General features: G+C 60.5%; 16 protein-coding genes and 1 pseudogene. All 17 read left to right on the top strand.

Going from position 1 to position 19632, the window contains the following annotated elements:
* Window positions 1-249 (top strand): annotated as a pseudogene (locus tag DWV43_RS10340) (hypothetical protein); the annotation flags it as partial.
* A 186-nt stretch (window positions 250-435) separates the two neighbouring features.
* On the top strand, window positions 436-861 hold the full coding sequence (gene rpmE / locus DWV43_RS04855) for a 50S ribosomal protein L31 (RefSeq protein ID WP_006235303.1): 426 nt from the start codon (window positions 436-438) through the stop codon (window positions 859-861).
* A 307-nt stretch (window positions 862-1168) separates the two neighbouring features.
* Window positions 1169-3976: a preprotein translocase subunit SecA gene (gene secA / locus DWV43_RS04860; RefSeq protein ID WP_117817198.1), complete on the top strand. Its 2808-nt coding sequence runs from the start codon at window positions 1169-1171 to the stop codon at window positions 3974-3976.
* Entirely contained in the window at window positions 3976-5124 is a 1149-nt protein-coding gene (gene prfB / locus DWV43_RS04865) for a peptide chain release factor 2 (protein ID WP_117817199.1), read from the top strand. The genes secA and prfB overlap by 1 nt, the downstream gene beginning before the upstream one ends.
* A 167-nt stretch (window positions 5125-5291) precedes the next feature.
* Window positions 5292-6182 carry a YitT family protein gene (locus tag DWV43_RS04870; RefSeq protein WP_117817200.1) on the top strand — a complete coding sequence of 297 codons (891 nt, stop codon included), beginning with the start codon at window positions 5292-5294 and terminating at the stop codon, window positions 6180-6182.
* A gap of 208 nt (window positions 6183-6390) precedes the next feature.
* The gene (locus DWV43_RS04875) at window positions 6391-7221 is read left to right on the top strand and encodes a transketolase (protein WP_099432020.1); all 831 of its coding nucleotides are present in this window, start codon (window positions 6391-6393) and stop codon (window positions 7219-7221) included.
* Between the two features lies 1 nt (window position 7222).
* Window positions 7223-8164 carry a transketolase family protein gene (locus DWV43_RS04880; RefSeq protein WP_089572234.1) on the top strand — a complete coding sequence of 314 codons (942 nt, stop codon included), beginning with the start codon at window positions 7223-7225 and terminating at the stop codon, window positions 8162-8164.
* A gap of 451 nt (window positions 8165-8615) precedes the next feature.
* A complete protein-coding gene (ftsE, locus tag DWV43_RS04885) occupies window positions 8616-9836 on the top strand; it encodes a cell division ATP-binding protein FtsE (protein ID WP_117817201.1) in 1221 nt (406 codons plus the stop codon).
* Window positions 9823-10743: a permease-like cell division protein FtsX gene (gene ftsX, locus DWV43_RS04890; RefSeq protein WP_089572231.1), complete on the top strand. Its 921-nt coding sequence runs from the start codon at window positions 9823-9825 to the stop codon at window positions 10741-10743. Before ftsE ends, ftsX begins: the two co-directional genes overlap by 14 nt.
* A gap of 135 nt (window positions 10744-10878) precedes the next feature.
* Complete coding sequence (locus DWV43_RS04895; protein ID WP_117817202.1) at window positions 10879-13014, top strand: ribonuclease R family protein; 2136 nt, start codon at window positions 10879-10881, stop codon at window positions 13012-13014.
* A gap of 177 nt (window positions 13015-13191) precedes the next feature.
* Window positions 13192-13797: a recombinase family protein gene (locus tag DWV43_RS04900; protein ID WP_117817203.1), complete on the top strand. Its 606-nt coding sequence runs from the start codon at window positions 13192-13194 to the stop codon at window positions 13795-13797.
* Window positions 13798-13901: 104 nt separating this feature from the next.
* Window positions 13902-14483, top strand: a complete 582-nt coding sequence (locus DWV43_RS04905) for a VanZ family protein (RefSeq protein WP_117817204.1) — start codon at window positions 13902-13904, stop codon at window positions 14481-14483.
* Window positions 14484-14687: 204 nt separating this feature from the next.
* Complete coding sequence (locus DWV43_RS04910) at window positions 14688-15539, top strand: MurR/RpiR family transcriptional regulator (protein WP_117817205.1); 852 nt, start codon at window positions 14688-14690, stop codon at window positions 15537-15539.
* A gap of 10 nt (window positions 15540-15549) precedes the next feature.
* Entirely contained in the window at window positions 15550-16473 is a 924-nt protein-coding gene (gene murQ / locus DWV43_RS04915; protein ID WP_117817206.1) for an N-acetylmuramic acid 6-phosphate etherase, read from the top strand.
* 57 nt (window positions 16474-16530) lie between these two features.
* Window positions 16531-17961 carry a PTS transporter subunit EIIC gene (locus tag DWV43_RS04920; RefSeq protein WP_117817207.1) on the top strand — a complete coding sequence of 477 codons (1431 nt, stop codon included), beginning with the start codon at window positions 16531-16533 and terminating at the stop codon, window positions 17959-17961.
* A 117-nt stretch (window positions 17962-18078) separates the two neighbouring features.
* The gene (locus DWV43_RS04925; protein ID WP_117817208.1) at window positions 18079-19131 is read left to right on the top strand and encodes a MupG family TIM beta-alpha barrel fold protein; all 1053 of its coding nucleotides are present in this window, start codon (window positions 18079-18081) and stop codon (window positions 19129-19131) included.
* Between the two features lie 92 nt (window positions 19132-19223).
* Window positions 19224-19583 carry an arsenate reductase family protein gene (locus DWV43_RS04930; RefSeq protein ID WP_117773333.1) on the top strand — a complete coding sequence of 120 codons (360 nt, stop codon included), beginning with the start codon at window positions 19224-19226 and terminating at the stop codon, window positions 19581-19583.
* The last annotated feature ends 49 nt before the right edge of the window (window positions 19584-19632 follow it).

Here is a 19632-nt window from a genome sequence, read left to right on the forward strand (position 1 = left end):
GATTGCCCGTACCTCATCCTCGATGAACCGCTGAACGGCCTCGATCCGGGAAAACGGAAAACCTCCTGCGACGCGATGCGCAGCGAGGTGGCGCGGGGACGAAGCGTGCTCATTTCAAGCCATCTGCTCGACGACCTGGCAGACCTCACCAACTCGTTCTACTTCATCGAGGCCGGCACGCTCGTGGAAAAGATCAAGTCGTCCTCGCAGACGCTCAAGCAGGAATACCTCGATACATACGAGAGATGAATGTGGGGGAGTGTTCGGATGAAGTTGATATTTAAGGTCCAGCTCGTGTTGTGCCGAAAAGACCGTGAACCTTTTGTGGGACACGCGGCGCCGTGGTACCATAGCCGAGTTTGTTGTCTTGGTCGGAAACCAAGACGCCTTATGCGCTGATCGGTAACCAGCGCCTGACTAATAAGGAGTCCTACCATGAAGCAGGGTATCCATCCCCAGTATGTCGAGTGCACGGTGACGTGCTCCTGCGGCAACACCTTCAAGACGCACGCTACCGTGTCCGAGATGAAGGTCGAGCTTTGCAACGAGTGCCACCCGTTCTACACCGGCCAGCAGAAGTTCGTCGACACCGGTGGACGCGTCCAGCGCTTCGCCGACAAGTTCGGTGGCGCCGCTGCCGCCCAGCTCAAGAAGGCCGAGGAGGCCAAGGCTGCCAAGGCTGCCAAGGCTGCTGAGGCCGAGGCCGCTCGCAAGGCCGCCGCTGAGGCTAAGGCTGCCGAGAAGGCCAAGCGTGCTGCTAAGTTTGCCGAGGAGGCTGCCAAGCAGGCCGCCGAGGCTCCCGCAGAGGCTCCCGTCGAGGAGGCCGCTGCCGAGGCCGAGACCACCGAGGCTGCTGAGTAAATAGCTCGCCGCGGAAACACTCGCATTCATGGCATGAGGGCCGCGCACCCATTTGGGTGCGCGGCCCTTTTCATTTTATTGGTGCAAGCTAACCTGTCCCCGTGGCACCAAATGGCAGAGAGACGGCGTTTGCTCAGATAAAACTTGCCAAAATAAACCTGTCCCATTGTGGCAGGTTGGTCATAGTTATTACGTGGCGGTCGAGGTCGACCGTATAGGCCGCGCCTTGTTTGGCTAAAGTACAATCATCTGTGTTTAACTCGCCCGCAGCTGCACGGCGTGGGCGATGGCCAAAAAGGAAAACCACATGGGATTCATGTCAAAGCTGCTGTCCTTTGGATCCGATAAGGACCTTAAGCGCTACTACAAGATCGTCGACCAGATCAACGGTCTTGAGCCCCAGTTTGAGAAGATGACCGAGGAGGAACTTCGCGGCCAGACCGATAAGTTCCGCGAGCGTTACGCCAGCGGCGAGTCGCTTGACGACATGCTCCCCGAGGCCTTTGCCACCGTGCGTGAGGCTTCCAAGCGCACCATGGGTATGCGCCACTTTGACGTGCAGCTCATTGGCGCCATGGCACTGCACGAGGGCCACATCGCCGAGATGAAGACCGGCGAAGGTAAGACCCTCGTCTCCACGTTGGCTGGCTATCTCAACGCTATTGCCGGCAAGGGCGTGCACGTCGTTACTGTCAATGATTACCTTGCCAAGCGCGACTCCGAGTGGATGGGCCGCATCTATAAGTACCTGGGCATGACCGTCGGTCTGCTCCAGAACAACATGCCGCTCGAGCTCAAGCGCCCGGCCTACCAGGCCGACGTCACCTACGGCACCAACTCCGAGTTCGGCTTTGATTACCTGCGCGACAACATGGTCACCCGTCCCGAGCAGCGCGTGCAGCGCGGTCACAACTACGCCATCGTCGACGAGGTCGACTCCATCCTGATCGATGAGGCTCGCACCCCGCTGATCATCTCGGGCGCTGGCACCAAGTCCGCCAGTACCTACAAGGACTTCGCGCGTGCCGTGCGTGGCCTTGAGCGCGGCGAGGACGTGTCGCACGACATGCTTACCGCCACCGAGGACGTTGAACCCACGGGCGACTACGTCATGGACGAGGCCAAGCACACCATCGCCGCCACCGAGCGCGGCCTTAAGAAAATCGAGCGCCGCCTGGGTATCGATGACATCTACGCCGACCTTTCGGGTCAGCTGGTCAACCACCTGCAACAGGCGCTGAAGGCCCAGTACATGTTCCACCGCGACAAGCAGTACGTGGTCACCAACGGCGAGGTTAAGATCGTCGACGAGTTCACCGGCCGCATTATGGAAGGTCGCCGTTACTCCGAGGGCCTGCACCAGGCCATCGAGGCCAAAGAGGGCGTGCTCGTACGCGAGGAGAACCAGACCCTGGCCACCATCACCCTGCAGAACTACTTCCGTCTGTATGACAAGCTCTCCGGCATGACCGGCACGGCACTTACCGAGGATGCCGAGTTCCGCGAGATCTACAAGCTGCCCGTCGAGGTCATCCCCTCCAACAAGCCCGTGCAGCGCGTGGACCACGAGGACCTGGTGTACCGCACCATTCAGGCCAAGTACAACGCCGTCGCCGACGATGTCGAGCAGCGTCACGCCAAGGGCCAGCCGGTCCTGGTGGGCACCGTCTCCATCGAGAGCTCCGAGAAGCTGTCCGCCGCCCTTACCAAGCGCGGCATCGCACACGAGGTCCTCAACGCCAAGCACCATGAACGCGAGGCCCACATCGTTGCCCAGGCCGGACGCTACGGCGCCGTGACCATCGCCACCAACATGGCCGGTCGTGGTACCGACATCCTGCTGGGCGGCAACCCCGACGAGCTGGTGCGCGAGCGCCTTGAGTACGAGGGCCTGACCATGGAGGACGTGACGCCCGAGCAGCTCGAGCAGTTTAACGCCGAGGCCAAGGAGACCTGCAAGGCCGAGCGCGAGCGCGTGCTTGCCGCCGGTGGCCTGACCGTTATCGGCACCGAGCGCCACGAGTCCCGTCGTATCGACAACCAGCTGCGCGGCCGCTCCGGCCGTCAGGGCGATCCGGGCGAGACCCAGTTCTACCTGTCGCTCGAGGACGACCTCATGCGCCTGTTCGGCGGCGACAAGATGGACCGCGTCTCCAAGATGATGGTCACGGCCGACATGGGCGACGACATGCCCATCCAGCACAAGATCATCTCCAAGGCCGTCGAGAGCGCCCAGCACAAGGTCGAGAGCATCAACTTCTCCATGCGTAAGAGCGTCCTTGAGTACGACGACGTCATGAACAAGCAGCGCCAGGTCATCTACGCCGAGCGCAATAAGATTCTGGACGGCAAGGACCTGACCGACCACATCACCGAGGTCATGCACGACACCGTGTACCGCTGCGTGCAGGAGTTCTGCACCAAGGACAGTCACGATGGCGAGCGCGACCTGGAGGGCCTGCGCAAGTGGGTTGTGGAGCTCACCGGCCACATCGATACGCCGAAGTTCCCCGACGAGGATTATGAGGCCCTGGCTGCCGATGTCCTGGCTTACGTAGAGAAGTGCTACAACATGAAGGCCGAGCGCTTGGGCGAGGACCTGATGCGCGAGCTCAACACCCAGGTCATGCTGCGCGTCATCGATACCCGCTGGATGAACTACCTGCAGGAGATGGACTACCTTAAGACCGGCATCGGGCTGCGCGGCTTTGGCCAGCGCGACCCGCTGGTTGAGTACAAGACCGAGGCCTACGGCGCGTTCCAGATACTCGTCGATACCATGTATGAGGATTACCTGCGCACGGTTCTGCGCATCGAGATCAAGGCTGCCCCGCGTGCCGTGGAGCACAAGGAAGAGCCCGCGCTCGAGGGCGCGCGCTTCTCCGGTCCTGCCGAGGTCGATGGTGATAACGGCGACTCGGTGCTGCGCAAGCAGGCGCAGGTGCAGGCCCGCACGGCTGTCCAGGGCGGACCGGCTGCCGTCAACAACGGTGGCAAGGTGACCACCTATCGCAAGTCCGAGAGCGACGATCCGTACGTCAACGTGGGCCGCAACGACCCGTGCCCCTGCGGTAGCGGCAAGAAGTTTAAGTACTGCCACGGCAGGAATCGTTAATGGCTGAGGCTTTAGAGGTAACGCCCGCCGAGCTGGACGCGTTCGCGGACCGGCTCGGCGAGGTCGAGTCGTATCTCCATTTGGACGAAAAGCGCACACGCGTGACCGAGCTCGAGGCCAAAAGTGTTGCCCCTGGCTTTTGGGATGACGCCGACGCCGCCCGTGCCACCATGGAGGAGATCGCGCGTACCAAGGAAGATATCGCTGCCGTGGACACCGCGCGCGGCGAGCTTTCCGATGCCCGCGCCGCGCTGGAGCTTGCCGAGGAGATGGGGGATGACCCCGACGCCGTCGCCCTTCGCGAGGAGGCTACAGCCACGGCTGAGCGCCTGGCCCGTGCCATCGATGAGCTTGAGCTTTCGAGCTGGTTTACCGGTGAGTTCGATCACGGCGATGCCATTGTGACCATCAAGCCCGGACAGGGTGGTCTGGAGGCCCAGGACTGGACCTTCATGCTCTTTAAGATGTACATGAAGTACTGCCAGCGTCGCGGCTGGAAGGTCACCATCAACGACTGTCCCGCAGCCGAGGTCATCGGCATCGACCGCGCGACCTTTACTGTCGAGGGCAAGGACGCATTTGGCATGCTGCGCGCCGAGGCCGGCGTCCACCGCTTGGTTCGCATTAGCCCCACCGACGACAAGAAGCGCCGCCAGACCACGTTTGCCGGCGTCGAGGTCATCCCCGTGCTACCCGATGATATCGACATCGAGATCAGTCCCGATGACATCCGCGTGGACGTGTACCACGCGAGCGGCCCGGGCGGCCAGGGCGTTAACACCACCGACTCCGCCGTGCGCGTGACGCATTTCCCCAGCGGCATTGTGGTCACCTGCCAAAACGAGCGCAGCCAGATCCAGAACAAGGCCGCGTGCATGCAGATCCTCAAGGCTCGCCTGTACGAGATTGAGCTTGAGAAGCGTGCCGAGGCGCTCGATGAGATCCGCGGACCCAAGACCACGATTGGTTTTGGCAACCAGATTCGCAGCTACGTGCTCTACCCGTACCAGATGGTCAAGGACCTACGCACGGGCGTGGAGACCAGCAATGTCGAGGCCGTTCTTGACGATGGCGACCTGGACCCGTTTGTTATTGGCTACCATCGCTGGGCCACCGGTAACGCTGACGCGGAGACCCCATCTGCATAAACCGCCCGGTTTATGTGGAAATGGATTAAAACCCTCCCAGCAGGGTGGTTTTGTATCCAGAGCAAACCCTGCGCAGGGGTGGTTTTTGTCCGGCGAATCGGTAGAATCGAATACAAGAAGAAGTTCAAAGCGCATCCGATGGGGTGCGCTTTTTTGAGGGAGGCAGCATGGCATATCGTCTGGACATCAAGCGCATTCTTTCGATGAACTTCTTTCACGATCTGCCCCAGATCATGTTGGGGTGTGCCTTGGCCGCCATCGCGACCGACCTGTTTTTGATTCCCAATGGTCTTGCCGCCGGTGGCGTTACGGGCCTTGCGACTATTATCCAGGCAGTCGGCGCGGCGCGAGGCGTGTCGCTTCCCGTCGGTATCCAGACCATCGTGATGAATGCCTTGCTGCTGCTGGTCGTTATGCGCGAGGGCGGCATGTTCTACGTGGTGCAGACCGCGACGGGCTTTGTGCTGCTGGGCTTCTTTACCGATCTGTTCGCCCCGTTTGTAGCGCCTCTGGCACATGCAGACCTGATGCTTCCCGCTATGTGGGGCGGCATTATCACGGGCATCGGTTACGGCATGGTGTTGCGCGCCGGCGCCAACACCGGCGGCTCGGACACGATTGGCCAAATCATCTCGCGTAACACCTCGCTGCCGGTGGGCTCGACCGTCATGGCGATCGATGTTGCCGTGTGTGCGGCATCGGCGCCGGTCTTCTCGCTCGAAAATGCTCTGTATGCAGGACTATCGATGGTGATCAGCGGCTATGTGATCGATGCCGTGGTCGATGGCGGCAACAAGCGCCGTATGGTACTCATCATCTCGGACAAGTTCCCTGATATCGCTGCCGATATCATGTATGGCCTGGGTCGTGGTTGTACCAAGTTTAAGGCGACTGGCATGTATTCGGGTGCCGAGAAGCCGGTGATTATGGTCATCGTGAGCCGTCGAGAGCTCAATACCCTTAAGACGATCGTGCGCGAGCGCGATCCTCACGCCATTGTGACGGTCGCTGATGTTACGGAAGCCTTCGGCGAGGGATTCAAGGACATTAGCGCGTAGGGGCGACCGCGTTCTATCCAAAAGACGTTCACATTGATAAACCGTTTCATCAGCGGTTCTGCCTGCTAAATTGTTCAAATAATGATAAAAACTCTGGTAAAGCCATCAGTTTCCAGCATAATGAATGACGTACGTGCATTGCGGCTGTGTTGGGATTACCTTTCCGTGCCGTGCGCATTTTGTCTAATGAGGATGAAAGGAAGGCACAATGAGCGACGAAGAGCTCAAAAAGGTTGCCAACGAGGTAAGGAAGGGCATCGTCACCGGCGTGCACGCTGCCAAGTCCGGCCATCCGGGCGGTTCGCTCGGCGCTGCCGACATCATGACCTATCTGTACTTTGAGGAAATGAACGTCGACCCGGCCGATCCCCGCAAGGCCGACCGCGATCGCTTTGTGCTTTCCAAGGGCCACTGTGCACCTGGTCTGTACGCTGTGCTCGCCGAGCGCGGGTTCTTCCCCAAGGAGGATCTTGAGACGCTGCGCCACATCGGCAGCCACCTGCAGGGTCATCCCAACATGAACGACACTCCGGGCGTTGACATGTCCACCGGTTCGCTCGGCCAGGGCATCTCCGCCGCCGTGGGCATGGCCGTTGCCGCCAAGCACTGGGGCGACGACTATCGCACCTACGCCCTGCTGGGCGACGGCGAGAGCGAGGAGGGCCAGGTTTGGGAGGCTGCCATGTTTGCCGGCAACCAGCAGCTTGACAACCTCTGCGTGATCGTCGACCACAATGGCCTGCAGATCGACGGCCCCGTCGAGGAGGTCAACGACCCCATGCCGCTCGCCGACAAGTTCCGCGCCTTCAAGTTCCACGTGGTGGAGCTCGCCGACGGCAACGATTTCGATCAGATCCGCGCCGCCTTTGCCGAGGCCCGCGCCACCAAGGGTCAGCCGACCGCCATCATCGCCGAGACCACCAAGGGCAAGGGCGTTTCCTTTATGGAGAACCAGGTGGGTTGGCACGGCAAGGCCCCCAACGATGAACAGTTTGAGCAGGCCATGGCAGAGCTCACGGCCGCCGGAGAGGAGCTCTAGGATGGCAGACGTCAAGAAAATCGCCACGCGCGTAAGCTACGGCGAGGCCCTCGTCGAGCTCGCCAACGAGCACGACGACTTTGTGGTCCTCGACGCCGATCTGGCCGCCGCCACGCAGACCGGCAAGTTTAAGGCAGCCTGCCCCGACCGCTTCTTCGATGTGGGCATTGCCGAGAGCAACCTGATGGGTGTTGCCGCCGGTATCGCGACCACCGGCCGCGTCGCCTTCGCGAGCACCTTTGCCATGTTTGCCGCTGGCCGCGCCTTTGAGCAGGTCCGCAACTCCATCGGCTATCCGCACCTTAACGTTAAGATAGGTGCCACGCACGCCGGTATCTCGGTGGGCGAGGACGGCGCCACGCACCAGTGCTGCGAGGATATCGCCCTCATGCGCGTCATCCCCGGCATGACCGTTATCGTTCCCGCCGACGACGTGGAGGCCCGCGCCGTGACGCGCGCCGCCTACGAGTGCGACGGCCCCGTGTACATGCGCTTTGCCCGTCTGGCCTCGCCGGTCATCAACGACCCCGAGACCTACAAGTTCGAGGTAGGCAAGGGCATCGTCATGCGCGAGGGCACCGACGTCACCATCATCGCCTGCGGCCTAATGGTCGGCGAGGCCCTCGAGGCCGCCGAGCAGCTCGCTGCCGAGGGCATCGATGCCGAGGTCATCAACATGCACACCATCAAGCCCATCGATGCCGACCTGATCGTCAAGAGCGCCACCAAGACCGGCCACGTCGTGACCGTCGAGGAGCACTCTGTGATCGGTGGCCTGGGCAGCGCCGTTGCCGACGTCCTGTGTGAGCAGTGCCCGACGCCGCTCAAGAAGATTGGCGTCAACGACACCTTCGGCGAGTCCGGCCCGGGTGCCGAGCTCCTGCACAAGTACGGCCTGGACGCCGCCAACATCGTGGCGACCACCAAGGAGTTCTTGGCATAAGGCAAGACGAGGCAAAGTATCGTCTCAACAACCACATCCAAGCCAGAACAGGGGCATCCCCAAAGAGGGCGCCCCTGTTTTTGTTGAATTTAAATTAGAGTCCTGCCAAGCAAAGTTCCCATGGGGAAACGGGCCCATCCCAACAAAGTGCAATTCAGACCCTTCCAACTTTGTATGCGCAGCATCTCAAGTTGGTGCGTCGGCCCCATAGTAGCCGCAGACCGGGCGCAGGGTTACCTCCCAAATCTTTCCGCAGCGCAGGCCGGCGTTTGTCCGCAGCTCCGCAGGAGCAGGACAAATGCCGGCCATGCGCGAGGACGATTTGGGAGGTAACCCTGCGCCCGGCCGGTGGGATCCCAAAGCCCGCCATGCTTCTTATGTGCAGCAAAGCTAATGCTGCTAAAATACTAAGCGCTCATGTAGTTTAAACGCACGACGATAAGGAGCACCAGTGGGTAACCACTTCCGTACCTCCGGTGCGGGCGATGATGCCCCCAAGACGCAGACAGGCGTCCAGGGCAGTCGTTTCGCCACTCCGGATTCAGAGGGCCAGCCTGTTGCTCAGGCCCCCACTCAGCCGGCAGATCAGGCACAGCTGGCATCCGATCCCTTTGCCTACAATCCCACCAGCGATGTCGCGCTTTCCGGCACGGCGGGTTTTGAGCCCGTTCAGGCCGTGACCGCTCGCGTGGAGCAGCCTCAGGCTGGCGCCGCCACGCCGCAGCCTACCATGGCCGGCATTCCCGACCCCATGGCCCCTGCGACGCCGGTTCCTCAGCCTGCGCAGTCCGGTCTCTTTGCCGCTATTCCCGATCCCACGCAGCCTGCTGCCCCGGTGGTCGAGAGCGATCAGGCAGCCGAGGTCGCAAGCCTCGATAACGCGCTCAACAACCCCGATTTTACGTCGGTGTTTGCGCCCATCGATCCGCAGGCCAGCCGCAAGAAGATGGCCAAGCAGGCCGGTGTCGAGCCCGTCATCCTTATGGAGCATGTCACCAAGATCTATCCGGCACAGCCCAACAAGCCTGCACTCGACGACATCAACATCGAGATCTATCCGGGCGAGTTCGTCTTCCTGGTCGGTCATTCCGGCTCGGGTAAGACCACGCTGCTGTCGACGCTCAACCGCGACGTCAAGCCGACGAGCGGCCGCATCTTGGTTGCCGGTCAGGACCTCATGAAGATCAAGAACCGCAAGGTTCCGTTCCTGCGCCGCCAGATTGGCGCCGTGTTCCAGGACTTTAAGCTTCTGCCGCAAAAGACCGCCTACGAAAACGTGGCGTTTGCCCTGCAGTGCATCGGCAAGCCCAAAGGCGTCATTCGCAGCCAGGTGCCCGAGGTGCTGCGTCTGGTCGGTCTGGCCGATCAGATGGACTCGCTGCCCGACCAGCTTTCCGGTGGCGAGCAGCAGCGCGTTGCCGTCGCCCGCGCTATGGTCAACCGTCCGCCGCTGCTGATCTGCGACGAGCCCACGGGCAACCTCGACCCGGCGATCTCGCTGGGCATCATGAAGCTGCTCGAGCGCATTAACCGCACCGGCACCACCGTGATCGTCGCCACGCACGACCGCGAGATGGTCGATAGCATGCACCGTCGCGTGATCGCCCTCGAGGGCGGCCACGTTATCCGCGACCAGGAGAGGGGAGGTTACGGCAACTATGGCACCAACTAACGTGGGCTACTCCTTCAAAGAGGCAATCAGCCACTTCTTCCGTAACTGGACTACCTCGCTCGGCGCCGTCATCACGATCTTCCTTTCGCTGTTTATCATCGGCCTGTTCATCATGGGCTCCGCGATGCTGAACTCCGTGATCGGCACCGTCGAGGATCAGGTTGTCATCAACGCGTTCATTAGCGATGACGCCGATCAGGCCGATGTTCAGGCTTTTGAGGCCGAGCTTAAGACGTGGAATAACGTCAAGTCCGTGACCTATAAGGACAAGGACGACGCGCTGGCCGAGTATACGAGCAAGATGTCGGGCAACGCCGACGCCACCATGAGCGCGCTCGATGGCCAGAACCCGCTGCCGGCTTCGTTTGCAATTGAGATGGACGATCCGTCCAAGGTCGAAAGCACGGCCCAGAAGCTCAAGAAGAACGCCGACTTCCAGAAGATCGCGGATGACGGCGACGTCAACGCGAGCGTGCTGTACGGCCAGGAGGAAGTGAGCCGCCTGTTCCAGGTGACCAACTACATCCGCATCGCCGCCGTGGTGCTCGTTGGCCTTCTGACCTTTATCGCATTCATCTTCATCAACAACACGATTCGCCTGTCCATCACGGCGCGTCGTCGTGAGATTGCGATTATGCGTCTGGTCGGCGCCAGCAACGGCTTCATTCGCGGCCCGTTTATCACCGAGGGCGTACTGCAGGCCATTTTGGGCTCGCTGCTTTCCATCGGCGTTCTGGAGCTGCTGCGCAATCTGATGATTCCGCGTTTGCAGGAGAGCATCGGCTGGATGTCGTTTGCCCTGCCGATGCAGTACTACCTGGTGACCTATGCTGCGCTGATTCTGGTCGGTGTGATTATCGGTCTCTTTGGTTCTGCCATAGCCATGCGCCGCTACCTGCGCGTGTAGGCATGTCTGGAATTCATCCCTTCCAACGGGTCGTCTCTTATGGGGCGGCCCGTTTTTTGATCTCTAGGGGACGGCAGGAAAGCGAATCATTTGGGTAGACTCTTTGGAGTTCGTCATCGATAGCAAGGAGGCGCCATGGGGCGCAATAACAAGCATAAGCGCGGTGCCCGCAATAAGCGTGGGCCGGTGCGCAGCGAACGCCGTCCGAGCCTGACCGGGCGCGTGCAGCTCCATGAGCATGGCGCCTATGTCATAACCGAGAGCGGCGACTACAAGGTTATGGGCCGCGGTAAGCGCGAGATCATGGATGGCGATACCGTTGCCGTGAGCATTAAGAACAGCCCGCACGGTGAGCGGCGCGCCGTGATCGAAGGCGTGGTTGAGCGCGCAGCCATAAGCGTGGTGGGTACGTACCAGACCGCTGGTCCGCTCGGTGTGATCGAGCCGCTCGATTCGCGCCTGAAGGCCGACTTCTTCATTCTGCCCGAGGATACCTCGGCGGATCGTCTGGGCGTCCACCCGGGTGATGCCGTTGTCGCGCGCATTTTGACCTACCCGACGCGCCTGGAATCGGGCACCGTGACGATCGAACGCCGCATTGGCGGAGATGACGCGCCCGATTTGGGCGTTCAATACGTGATGGCGCGTTACGGCTATACCGATAGCTATCCCGAGGCCGCGCTGGACGAGGCCGAGGGGCTTTCGCTCGATGTGTCCGCGGCGCTTAAGGACCCGCTCCGCCGCGATCTGCGCGACCGCTTTGTCATCACGATCGACCCGGTTGACGCGCGCGACTTTGACGATGCCATTTCGCTTGAGCGCACGCCCGAGGGTGGCTACAAGCTGGGTGTGCATATCGCTGACGTTTCTCACTATGTGGCTTGGGACGGGCATATCGATCTTGAGGCTCGCCATCGTACGACATCGGTGTATCTGGCCGATCGCGTGCTTCCCATGCTGCCCGAACGCCTGTCCTGTGACCTGTGTTCGCTTCGCCCTGACGAGGACCGTCTTGCGTTTACCGTTGACATTGAACTCGATGCGCAGGGTCGCGTGCGGCATTACGATCCGTACCCCAGCGTGATTCGCTCGCGTGTGCGTATGGACTATGACGGCGCCGAGGCGCTGCTGGTGCGTGCCGGCGCGGTGGAGTATGGGGTGCTGGAGGGTGCGGCCGAGGATGTTGCGGCTGCTGAGGCCTCGCGCGAGGAGGCGCTTGAGCGCGGTCTTGCGTGCGAGAAGGCCGCCCGCGGCTATAACGTCGACCTCGGCAATTTCCTTGTCGCCGCCAACGAACTCGCCGAACTTCGCCGTCGTATTCGTCGCGTCCGCGGCTCAGTCGATTTTGACACGGCCGAGATTCGCGCTCTATTGGATGAGGACGGAGTACCCGTGCAGATTGTGGCGCGCGAGCGTTCGTGTGCCACGTCGCTTATCGAGGAGGCCATGCTGCTCGCCAACGAGTGCGTTGCAGAGTGGCTGGCAGACCGTGATATCGAGGCCTGCTATCGCGTGCATGAGGATCCGAGCCCCGATAGCCTGCACGGTGCCGCCGTTGCGCTGGCGCAGCTGGGCATCATCGACGATCGCCGTGCTGCCGGTATTGCCCTGGGGAGTCCCGATGAGCTGCAGGCTGCAGTTGATGCAGCCGCCGGTACGGCCAACGCACCGCTCGTCAACACGCTGCTTCTGCGCAGCATGCAGCGCGCGCTGTACAAGCCGCGCAACGAGGGCCACTTTGCGCTCGCCGCGCCGTGCTACTGCCACTTTACGAGTCCCATCCGTCGCTACCCCGATCTGGTGGTGCACCGCGTGCTCAAACTGCAGTTGGCCTATGAGCAGCTCGGCGGCAAGGACGCCTTGGTCCGTACGCCGCGGCTGATCGGCAAGGGGCGCGAGTCGCTGCCGCGCATTCTGCCGCAGATTTGCCGTGCGTGCAGCGATGCGGAGCGTGCGGCCGATGCCGCCAGCCATGCGACGCAAAAGATCAAGATTGCCCAGTACTATGAGGATCGCCTGGGCGAGCGCTATGCCGGAACGGTCTCATGGGTCAGCAGCATGGGCCTCTTTGTGCGCTTGGACCTGACGCAGGTCGAAGGCTTGGTTTCGATCAAGAGTCTGGGCAACGAGTGGTTCGAGTTCGACGAGGATGCGCTTACGCTGACGGGCGCCGACACGGGGACTCGCTATGAACTGGGCCAGCGCGTGATTATCGAGGTCTCGCGCGTCAATACCACGCGTGGGCACTTGGACTTTAAGCTTATCCATTAGCCAAATCTCGACTCATGGCGGGAGAGCGGAGGGCGGTCTTTCGGGGCCGCCCTCCGCATTTGGATCATGGCTACCTTGCCGTCTGCTCGGCCGCCCGCTTACCTGCTATTCGAGAGGTAAAACCTACCAAAATAAACCTGTCCCTTTTTGGCAGGTTTACAAGAAAGCGGGGATGAGATGGCGACGGTGTATGGTTATGCGCGGGTGAGTTCGCGCGATCAGAATCTAAATCGGCAGCTGGATGCGCTGGGCGCCTATGGCGTGGGCTCGGCGAATATTTATGCTGACCATGCGAGCGGCAAGGACTTCGATCGCCCGCGGTATCGCGAGCTGCTGCACATCCTGGGAGACGGGGACGTGCTGGTGGTGCTTTCTATCGACCGACTTGGCCGTAATTACTCCGAGATTCTTGAGGAATGGCGACGCATTACCAAGGAGCTCGGGGTTGCCATTGTGGTGTTGGACATGCCATTGCTTGACACGCGCGTCAGGGCCAGCGGCGCGCCGGATGTGACCAACACCCTGATTGCCGATATTGTGCTGCAACTGCTGAGCTACGTGGCGCAGGTGGAGCGCGAGAATATCCATCGGCGCCAGGCGGAGGGAATTGCAGCGGCGCGGGCGCGAGGGGTCCGTTTCGGTCGACCTCGCAAGCCGTGCCCTCCTCAGTTTGAGCTGGTGCGCGATAGCTATGAGGCGGGCGATATTACCCGCAGCCAGGCGGCAAAGTGCCTGGGCGTGTGCGTGGGGACGTTCGATCGCTGGATGCGCGAGGCGGGGTAGGGGTTTGCGTCGCTTTGTCGCTTCCTGTTGCGATTCAAATTTTGATACGGTGACGATGCCATTTGGGGCTACACTCGCTGATATTCAAAAAAGGAGGTTGGCCCTTGGCACGCGTAAAACAAATAATCGGATGGACCGCAATCGTTCTGTTTACTGCAACGCTGGCGGGCATCTGGGTGCTGACGGAGCAAAATGCGGTGGAGACGTCGTTGCTGAGCGAGTCCACCGCGCGTGTGGTGGAGGGTCAAGCTACGGGCGTACAGGCTGCCGATGTCGCGGGTGAAGCTCAGACCGAGAACGGGATGACCGGGGGCACCGATTCGGCTGCTTCGAATGTCCGGTCTGGCCGACTTGCTTCCATTCGCATGTGGGTGGGCACGAACGTCCGTCGCGTTGCCCATACCGTAGAGTTTTTCTTCGTCGGATTGTTCGCCTCGGTGGTCGTGGTTTGCTTTTCCGGGCGTCCGTGGAGCGTATGCTCCCGTTGCGTGCCCGTGTTGCTCTTTTGCGCCGTCTGCTCCGTTGGCGATCAGGTACATAAGATCTTTGTTCCCGGCAGGCATTTCGACGTTATCGATTTAGGATTCGATGCTGCGGGCTATGTCACCGCCATGCTGTTGGTATTGCTGGTCTCCGCATGGGTGCACCACGAGACGCGCCCCATCGGCGCCCATGCGAGGCGCTAGCCGGTAACAAACCCGTTTCTGATCATGCGACCTTGTTGAATTATTTTGTGTCGCGCGTATTTCCGAGCGGTCGGATTTGAGGGGCGAGCGGTAGAACGCTCGTCCTTTGTGCGCCACGATGCGGCACAATGTACCGTAAAAGCTGTTTGTATCCGGTACGAATCGTTCGTTGGTCTTTAATTCTTCTCAACGGAGGTGTTTGAGATGGCAAACGGATTGCTTTTGCGGCTTCGCGAGCGTGAGCTCAGTGCGAGCCCGGCGGAACGCAATGTCATCGCATATGTAAGCGCTCATCCGCACGAGGTAGTCGGGCTGTCCGTCCGCGGTCTTGCCGATGTCACGTTCTCCTCGCCCTCGAGCATTTTGCGCTTTTGCAAGCGCTTGGGTTTTGCGGGCTACAAGGAGTTCCAGCGCGAACTGATTGCCGAGCTGGCGCTCTTGGGTGACAAGAAAGACGTTGCCCTCGAGGACATCTCCATGGATGACAGCGTCGAACGTATCGTGGGGAAGGTGATGAAAAGCAACGTGCGCACGATCGAAGCGACGGCGCGAACGCTCGATTACACCGTCTTGGAGCGATGTGCGGCCTATCTTAAGCGGGCACGTGCGGTCAATCTGTTCGGTATCGGTGCCTCTCGTTTGGTCGCGCACGATCTGGCGCAAAAGCTCATGCGTGTCGACAAAGAGTGCCATCTGTACGACGACTGGCATGATCAGCTCTTGTGTGCCAAGAACATGCATGAGGGCGATATGGCAATCGCCTTTAGCTACTCGGGCTTGACGCAAGAGGTGCTGGACTGCGCCGCCGAGGCCCAACGTCACAACTGTCCCGTTGTGGCCGTGACCAAAGTAGATGGATCATCCAAGCTTTCCACCATGGCCGATGCCGTGCTCGGCGTCGCTGCGAGTGAACCCTTGGTCCGCAGCGGTGCCATGGCTTCGCGTATGGCCCAGCTTATGGTTGTCGATGCCCTGTACGCTGCTTACGTTGCCAGCGACTACGAACGGGCGACGCATGTCATTAAGCAAAACTACATCGAGAAACAGGAAAGATGAGGTGAAAGAAATGCTCGATTTAACAAAATTCACGACCGAACAGCGTAATCAAAGGTCAATGGACCTCGATACGATGACATCGCTGCAAATCGTCACGACGATGAACGATGAGGATCTTCGTGCCGTCCAGTCGGTCACAAAAGTGCTGCCCCAGGTTGCCACAGCAATCGACTGGGCTGCTGAGGCACTCGAGCGCGGCGGGCGCGTCTTTTACATGGGCGCAGGCACCAGCGGTCGTCTGGGCGTACTCGACGCTTCGGAGTGTCCGCCCACGTTTGGTGTGTCACCCGACCTGATTGTCGGGCTCATTGCCGGAGGCGAGACGGCGTTTATCAAGGCTGTCGAAGGTGCCGAAGACAGCGAGGAACTTGGTGCGAGCGACCTGCGGGAGCGTGGACTCTCGGACAGGGATCTTGTCGTTGGCCTGGCGGCAAGCGGCCGTACTCCCTATGTGGTGGGCGGCCTTGTGTACGCCAAGGCAACTGGGTGCAAGACCATTGCAATTGCCTGCAACCAAGGGTCGAAGATCGGGGAGAGCGCAGATCTTGCCATTGAACCCGTGCCCGGTCCCGAGGTGCTGACCGGCTCAACGAGGCTCAAGGCGGGAACGGTTCAAAAGCTCATTCTCAACATGATTTCGACCGGTGCCATGGTCAAGATCGGCAAGGTATACCAAAACCTGATGGTCGATGTGCAGCAGACGAACGAGAAGTTGGTGGTGCGCGGCCAGAACATCGTGATGGAGGCGACCGGCTGCACGCGCGAGCGCGCTATTCAGGCGCTTGCAGATGCCGGCGGCCACGTAAAAACCGCTATTGTCTCGGTACTGCTGGACTGCGATGTCGAGCAGGCTGCGGTAGCTCTTGAGCGAGCGCGAGGCCATGTCCGTGCTGCGGTAAGTGGCCATGAGAAGAGCAATGCCGATGCCCAATAGGTGTGCGGCGTGAGCTGATATGACATCCAGACGAGATACCCAATACAAGGAGGAGTTATGACGAACAAAGAGCTGGCTCAAAAGCTGCTGGACCTTTTGGGCGGTAAAGACAACGTGCTCGCAAACGCGGCGTGTATGACGCGCCTGCGCGTGACCGTCAAAGACGCGGGCAACGTCGACACGGAGGGCATTAAGGCACTCGACGGCGTGATAGGCCTGGTCGAGGACGACACGATGCAGATCGTGCTGGGTCCGGGCAAGGTGAATAAGGTGCTCGAGGAGTTCTCCAAGCTCACCGGCCTTGCGAAAGGCGTTGCTGACGAGAGCGTGGTTGACGCTGCGGCCACAAACAAGGCCGCGCAGAAGGCAAAGTACGAGTCCAAGCCGGTTCAGGCCTTCCTCAAGAAGATTTCCAATGTCTTCGTCGCCCTGCTTCCCGGCATCATTGCGGCTGGCCTCATCAACGGTATCTGCAACGTCATTAACGTCTCGACGGCAGGCGCGCTTGCGGGCGAGTGGTGGTACCAGGGCATTCGTTCCATGGGCTGGGCCCTGTTTGCCTATCTGCCCATCTTGGTGGGCTATAACGCGGCACGTGAGTTTGGTGGATCCGCTGCGCTGGGCGGCATCGCCGGCATGATGTGTATCGCCAACAGTGCCATGCCCCTGCTTGCGCCTGGCGCGGCTGATCCTGCCACTGCCATTCTGCTGCCGCTCACCAATGCGCAGTACAACCCCGCAGCGGGCGGCATGATCGCGGCTCTTATCGCCGGCGCATTTTTTGCCTGGATGGAGCGTCAGATTCGCAAGGTTATGCCCAACGCACTCGACACGTTCTTGTCCCCGCTGCTGGTGCTCATCATCGGCGCCTTTGCTCTGATGCTCGTCATCCAGCCGGTTGGCGCATGGCTGACGACTGCCATCTTTAGCGTTTTGACCTTTATCTTCGAGAAGCTGGGCGTCCTGGGTGGCTATATCCTGTCGGCAGGCTTCTTGCCGCTGGTTTCCGTCGGCCTGCATCAGGCGCTCACGCCGATCCACGCTATGCTCAACGATCCCGACGGCGCTACCAAGGGCATCAATTACCTGCTTCCCATCCTTATGATGGCTGGCGGCGGTCAGGTCGGTGCCGGTCTGGCGCTGTACTTTAAGACCAAGAACGCCAAGCTCAAGAAGTACGTCGCAGAGTCTATTCCCGTTGGAATCCTGGGTGTGGGCGAGCCTCTGATGTATGCTGTTACGCTGCCGCTCGTTCGTCCGTTTGTGACGGCCTGCCTGGGTGCCGGATTTGGCGGCGCGCTCGCGGCGCTGCTTCACATCGGCACGGTTTCTCAGGGCGTTTCCGGTCTGTTTGGCCTGCTGATCGTCGTTCCTGGCCAACAGCTCGGCTACGTTGCCGCTATGCTGCTTGCCTATGCCGCCGGCTTTGTCCTGACGTGGTTCTTTGGCGTCGACGAGCAGAAGATCAACGAGTTCTTTGGCGAATAGTTTGATATCGCGAGCCGTGTTGCTCAGGGCTCGCGGCGCGCGGCAGATTTCTTGATGCTATGGTTGTGCCGGCGGGGCTAACTGCTCCGCCGGCCTTTTTTAAAGGAGCGTTGAAGCGTGAAAACGGGTATTTCGATTTATCTTTCCAGCCCTCTGCAGGATATTGAGCGGACAATTGAGCGTGGTGCCGCGGCGGGTGCGCGCTATGCGTTCACCTCGCTGCATATTCCCGAGGATGGGGGAGCGGCGTATGCCGATAAGGTCCGTCATGTGCTGTCGCTGCTTTCCGCCCGCGGCATTGCGCTCATTGCCGATGTGGGGCCTCGCACGTGCGATTTGCTCGGGCTTGAGCGCATCGAGGACCTGCGCGATCTGGGGTTGGAATACCTTCGTTTGGACTATGGCTTTAGCGCCCAGCGGGTCGCGGAGCTGTCCGGTGTATTTCGCATTGTGGTCAATGCATCGACGGTGAGTTCTGATGAAATCGCATCGTGGCGTGAGGCCGGTGCCGATGTGACTCGTTTTGCCGCCTGCCACAATTTTTACCCCAAGCCTTATACCGGTTTAGCTCTGGAGGACATTGCTCGGGTGAATCTTCGTCTTGCGGCGCTTGGATTCGAAATCATGGCTTTTGTGCCGGGCGATGCCAACGTTCGCGGGCCGGTATTCGAGGGACTGCCGACGGTCGAGACGCAGCGCGGTCGCGCGTCAAAGGTTGCCCTCAATATGCTTGAGCTTGCACATGGCGCCGATTGCGACATTGTGTTGGTCGGCGACCCCGATCTTTCCGATGCGGGCTGGGTGCAGTTTGCTCAAGTTTCCGCCGGATACGTGGACCTGCAATGCGAGCTTGAGCCCGGTTATGCCTATGTGCGCGGGCAGATTCATCACGACCGGCCCGACTCGAGCGTCCTCATCTTTAGGTCTCAGGAGTCACGTACGACGCATAAGCCGGATTCCGTGCCGACGGATGCCGGAGCCGGCCTGCCGCGAAAGGCGGGGTCGATCGCTGTGAGCAATAGCGGATATGGGCGCTACGAAGGCGAGCTTGAGATTGCGCGGGTCGATCTTCCCGGTGACGAGCGCATGAACGTTGCGGGCCATATCACGCCCGAGGCAATGGAGCTGCTGCCGTTCATCAAACGCGGATTCGGGGTACGGTTCGTTTAGCGTGTGACCCGTGGGCTACAATTGGCCCATCATACGAAGGCGCCTCGTGTGGCGTGTGCCTGCGTTGGCCGATCTATATTCGGAGGATTCCCATGACCGTACTGTTTGTTGAATATCCCAAGTGCTCGACCTGTAAGAAGGCCAAGGCATGGCTGGACGAACATGGGGTAGAGTATATCGACCGCGATATCGTTTTGGACAATCCCACGGCTGATGAGCTTGCGACCTGGATTGCTCGTTCGGGGCTGCCGGTGCGGCGCTTCTTTAATTCGTCGGGCATGAAATATCGAGAGCTGGGTCTGAAGGCGCGTCTGGATGCGGGCATGACGGATCAGGAGTGCTACGAGCTGCTGGCGACCGACGGAATGCTGGTCAAGCGTCCGCTGCTGGTGGGCGACGACTTTGCGATTCCCGGCTTTAGGGAAGCGGCTTGGGCCGAGGCGTTGCTGTAGCGGCTGCGGAAAGTGCGACCCGTTTTGAGCGCTCGGGGCGGGACGTGTT

This window comes from Collinsella sp. AF05-9 (assembly GCF_003465595.1).
In the GTDB taxonomy this organism is placed as follows: Bacteria; Actinomycetota; Coriobacteriia; order Coriobacteriales; family Coriobacteriaceae; genus Collinsella.

Bases quoted from the DNA above. Each gene is read 5' to 3' on its own strand.
- rpmE (WP_006235303.1), top strand. From the start codon at position 436: ATGAAGCAGGGTATCCATCCCCAGTATGTCGAGTGCACGGTGACGTGC.
- secA (WP_117817198.1), top strand. From the start codon at position 1,169: ATGGGATTCATGTCAAAGCTGCTGTCCTTTGGATCCGATAAGGACCTT.
- prfB (WP_117817199.1), top strand. From the start codon at position 3,976: ATGGCTGAGGCTTTAGAGGTAACGCCCGCCGAGCTGGACGCGTTCGCG.
- DWV43_RS04870 (WP_117817200.1), top strand. From the start codon at position 5,292: ATGGCATATCGTCTGGACATCAAGCGCATTCTTTCGATGAACTTCTTT.
- DWV43_RS04875 (WP_099432020.1), top strand. From the start codon at position 6,391: ATGAGCGACGAAGAGCTCAAAAAGGTTGCCAACGAGGTAAGGAAGGGC.
- DWV43_RS04880 (WP_089572234.1), top strand. From the start codon at position 7,223: ATGGCAGACGTCAAGAAAATCGCCACGCGCGTAAGCTACGGCGAGGCC.
- ftsX (WP_089572231.1), top strand. From the start codon at position 9,823: ATGGCACCAACTAACGTGGGCTACTCCTTCAAAGAGGCAATCAGCCAC.
- DWV43_RS04895 (WP_117817202.1), top strand. From the start codon at position 10,879: ATGGGGCGCAATAACAAGCATAAGCGCGGTGCCCGCAATAAGCGTGGG.
- DWV43_RS04900 (WP_117817203.1), top strand. From the start codon at position 13,192: ATGGCGACGGTGTATGGTTATGCGCGGGTGAGTTCGCGCGATCAGAAT.
- DWV43_RS04910 (WP_117817205.1), top strand. From the start codon at position 14,688: ATGGCAAACGGATTGCTTTTGCGGCTTCGCGAGCGTGAGCTCAGTGCG.
- murQ (WP_117817206.1), top strand. From the start codon at position 15,550: ATGCTCGATTTAACAAAATTCACGACCGAACAGCGTAATCAAAGGTCA.
- DWV43_RS04920 (WP_117817207.1), top strand. From the start codon at position 16,531: ATGACGAACAAAGAGCTGGCTCAAAAGCTGCTGGACCTTTTGGGCGGT.
- DWV43_RS04930 (WP_117773333.1), top strand. From the start codon at position 19,224: ATGACCGTACTGTTTGTTGAATATCCCAAGTGCTCGACCTGTAAGAAG.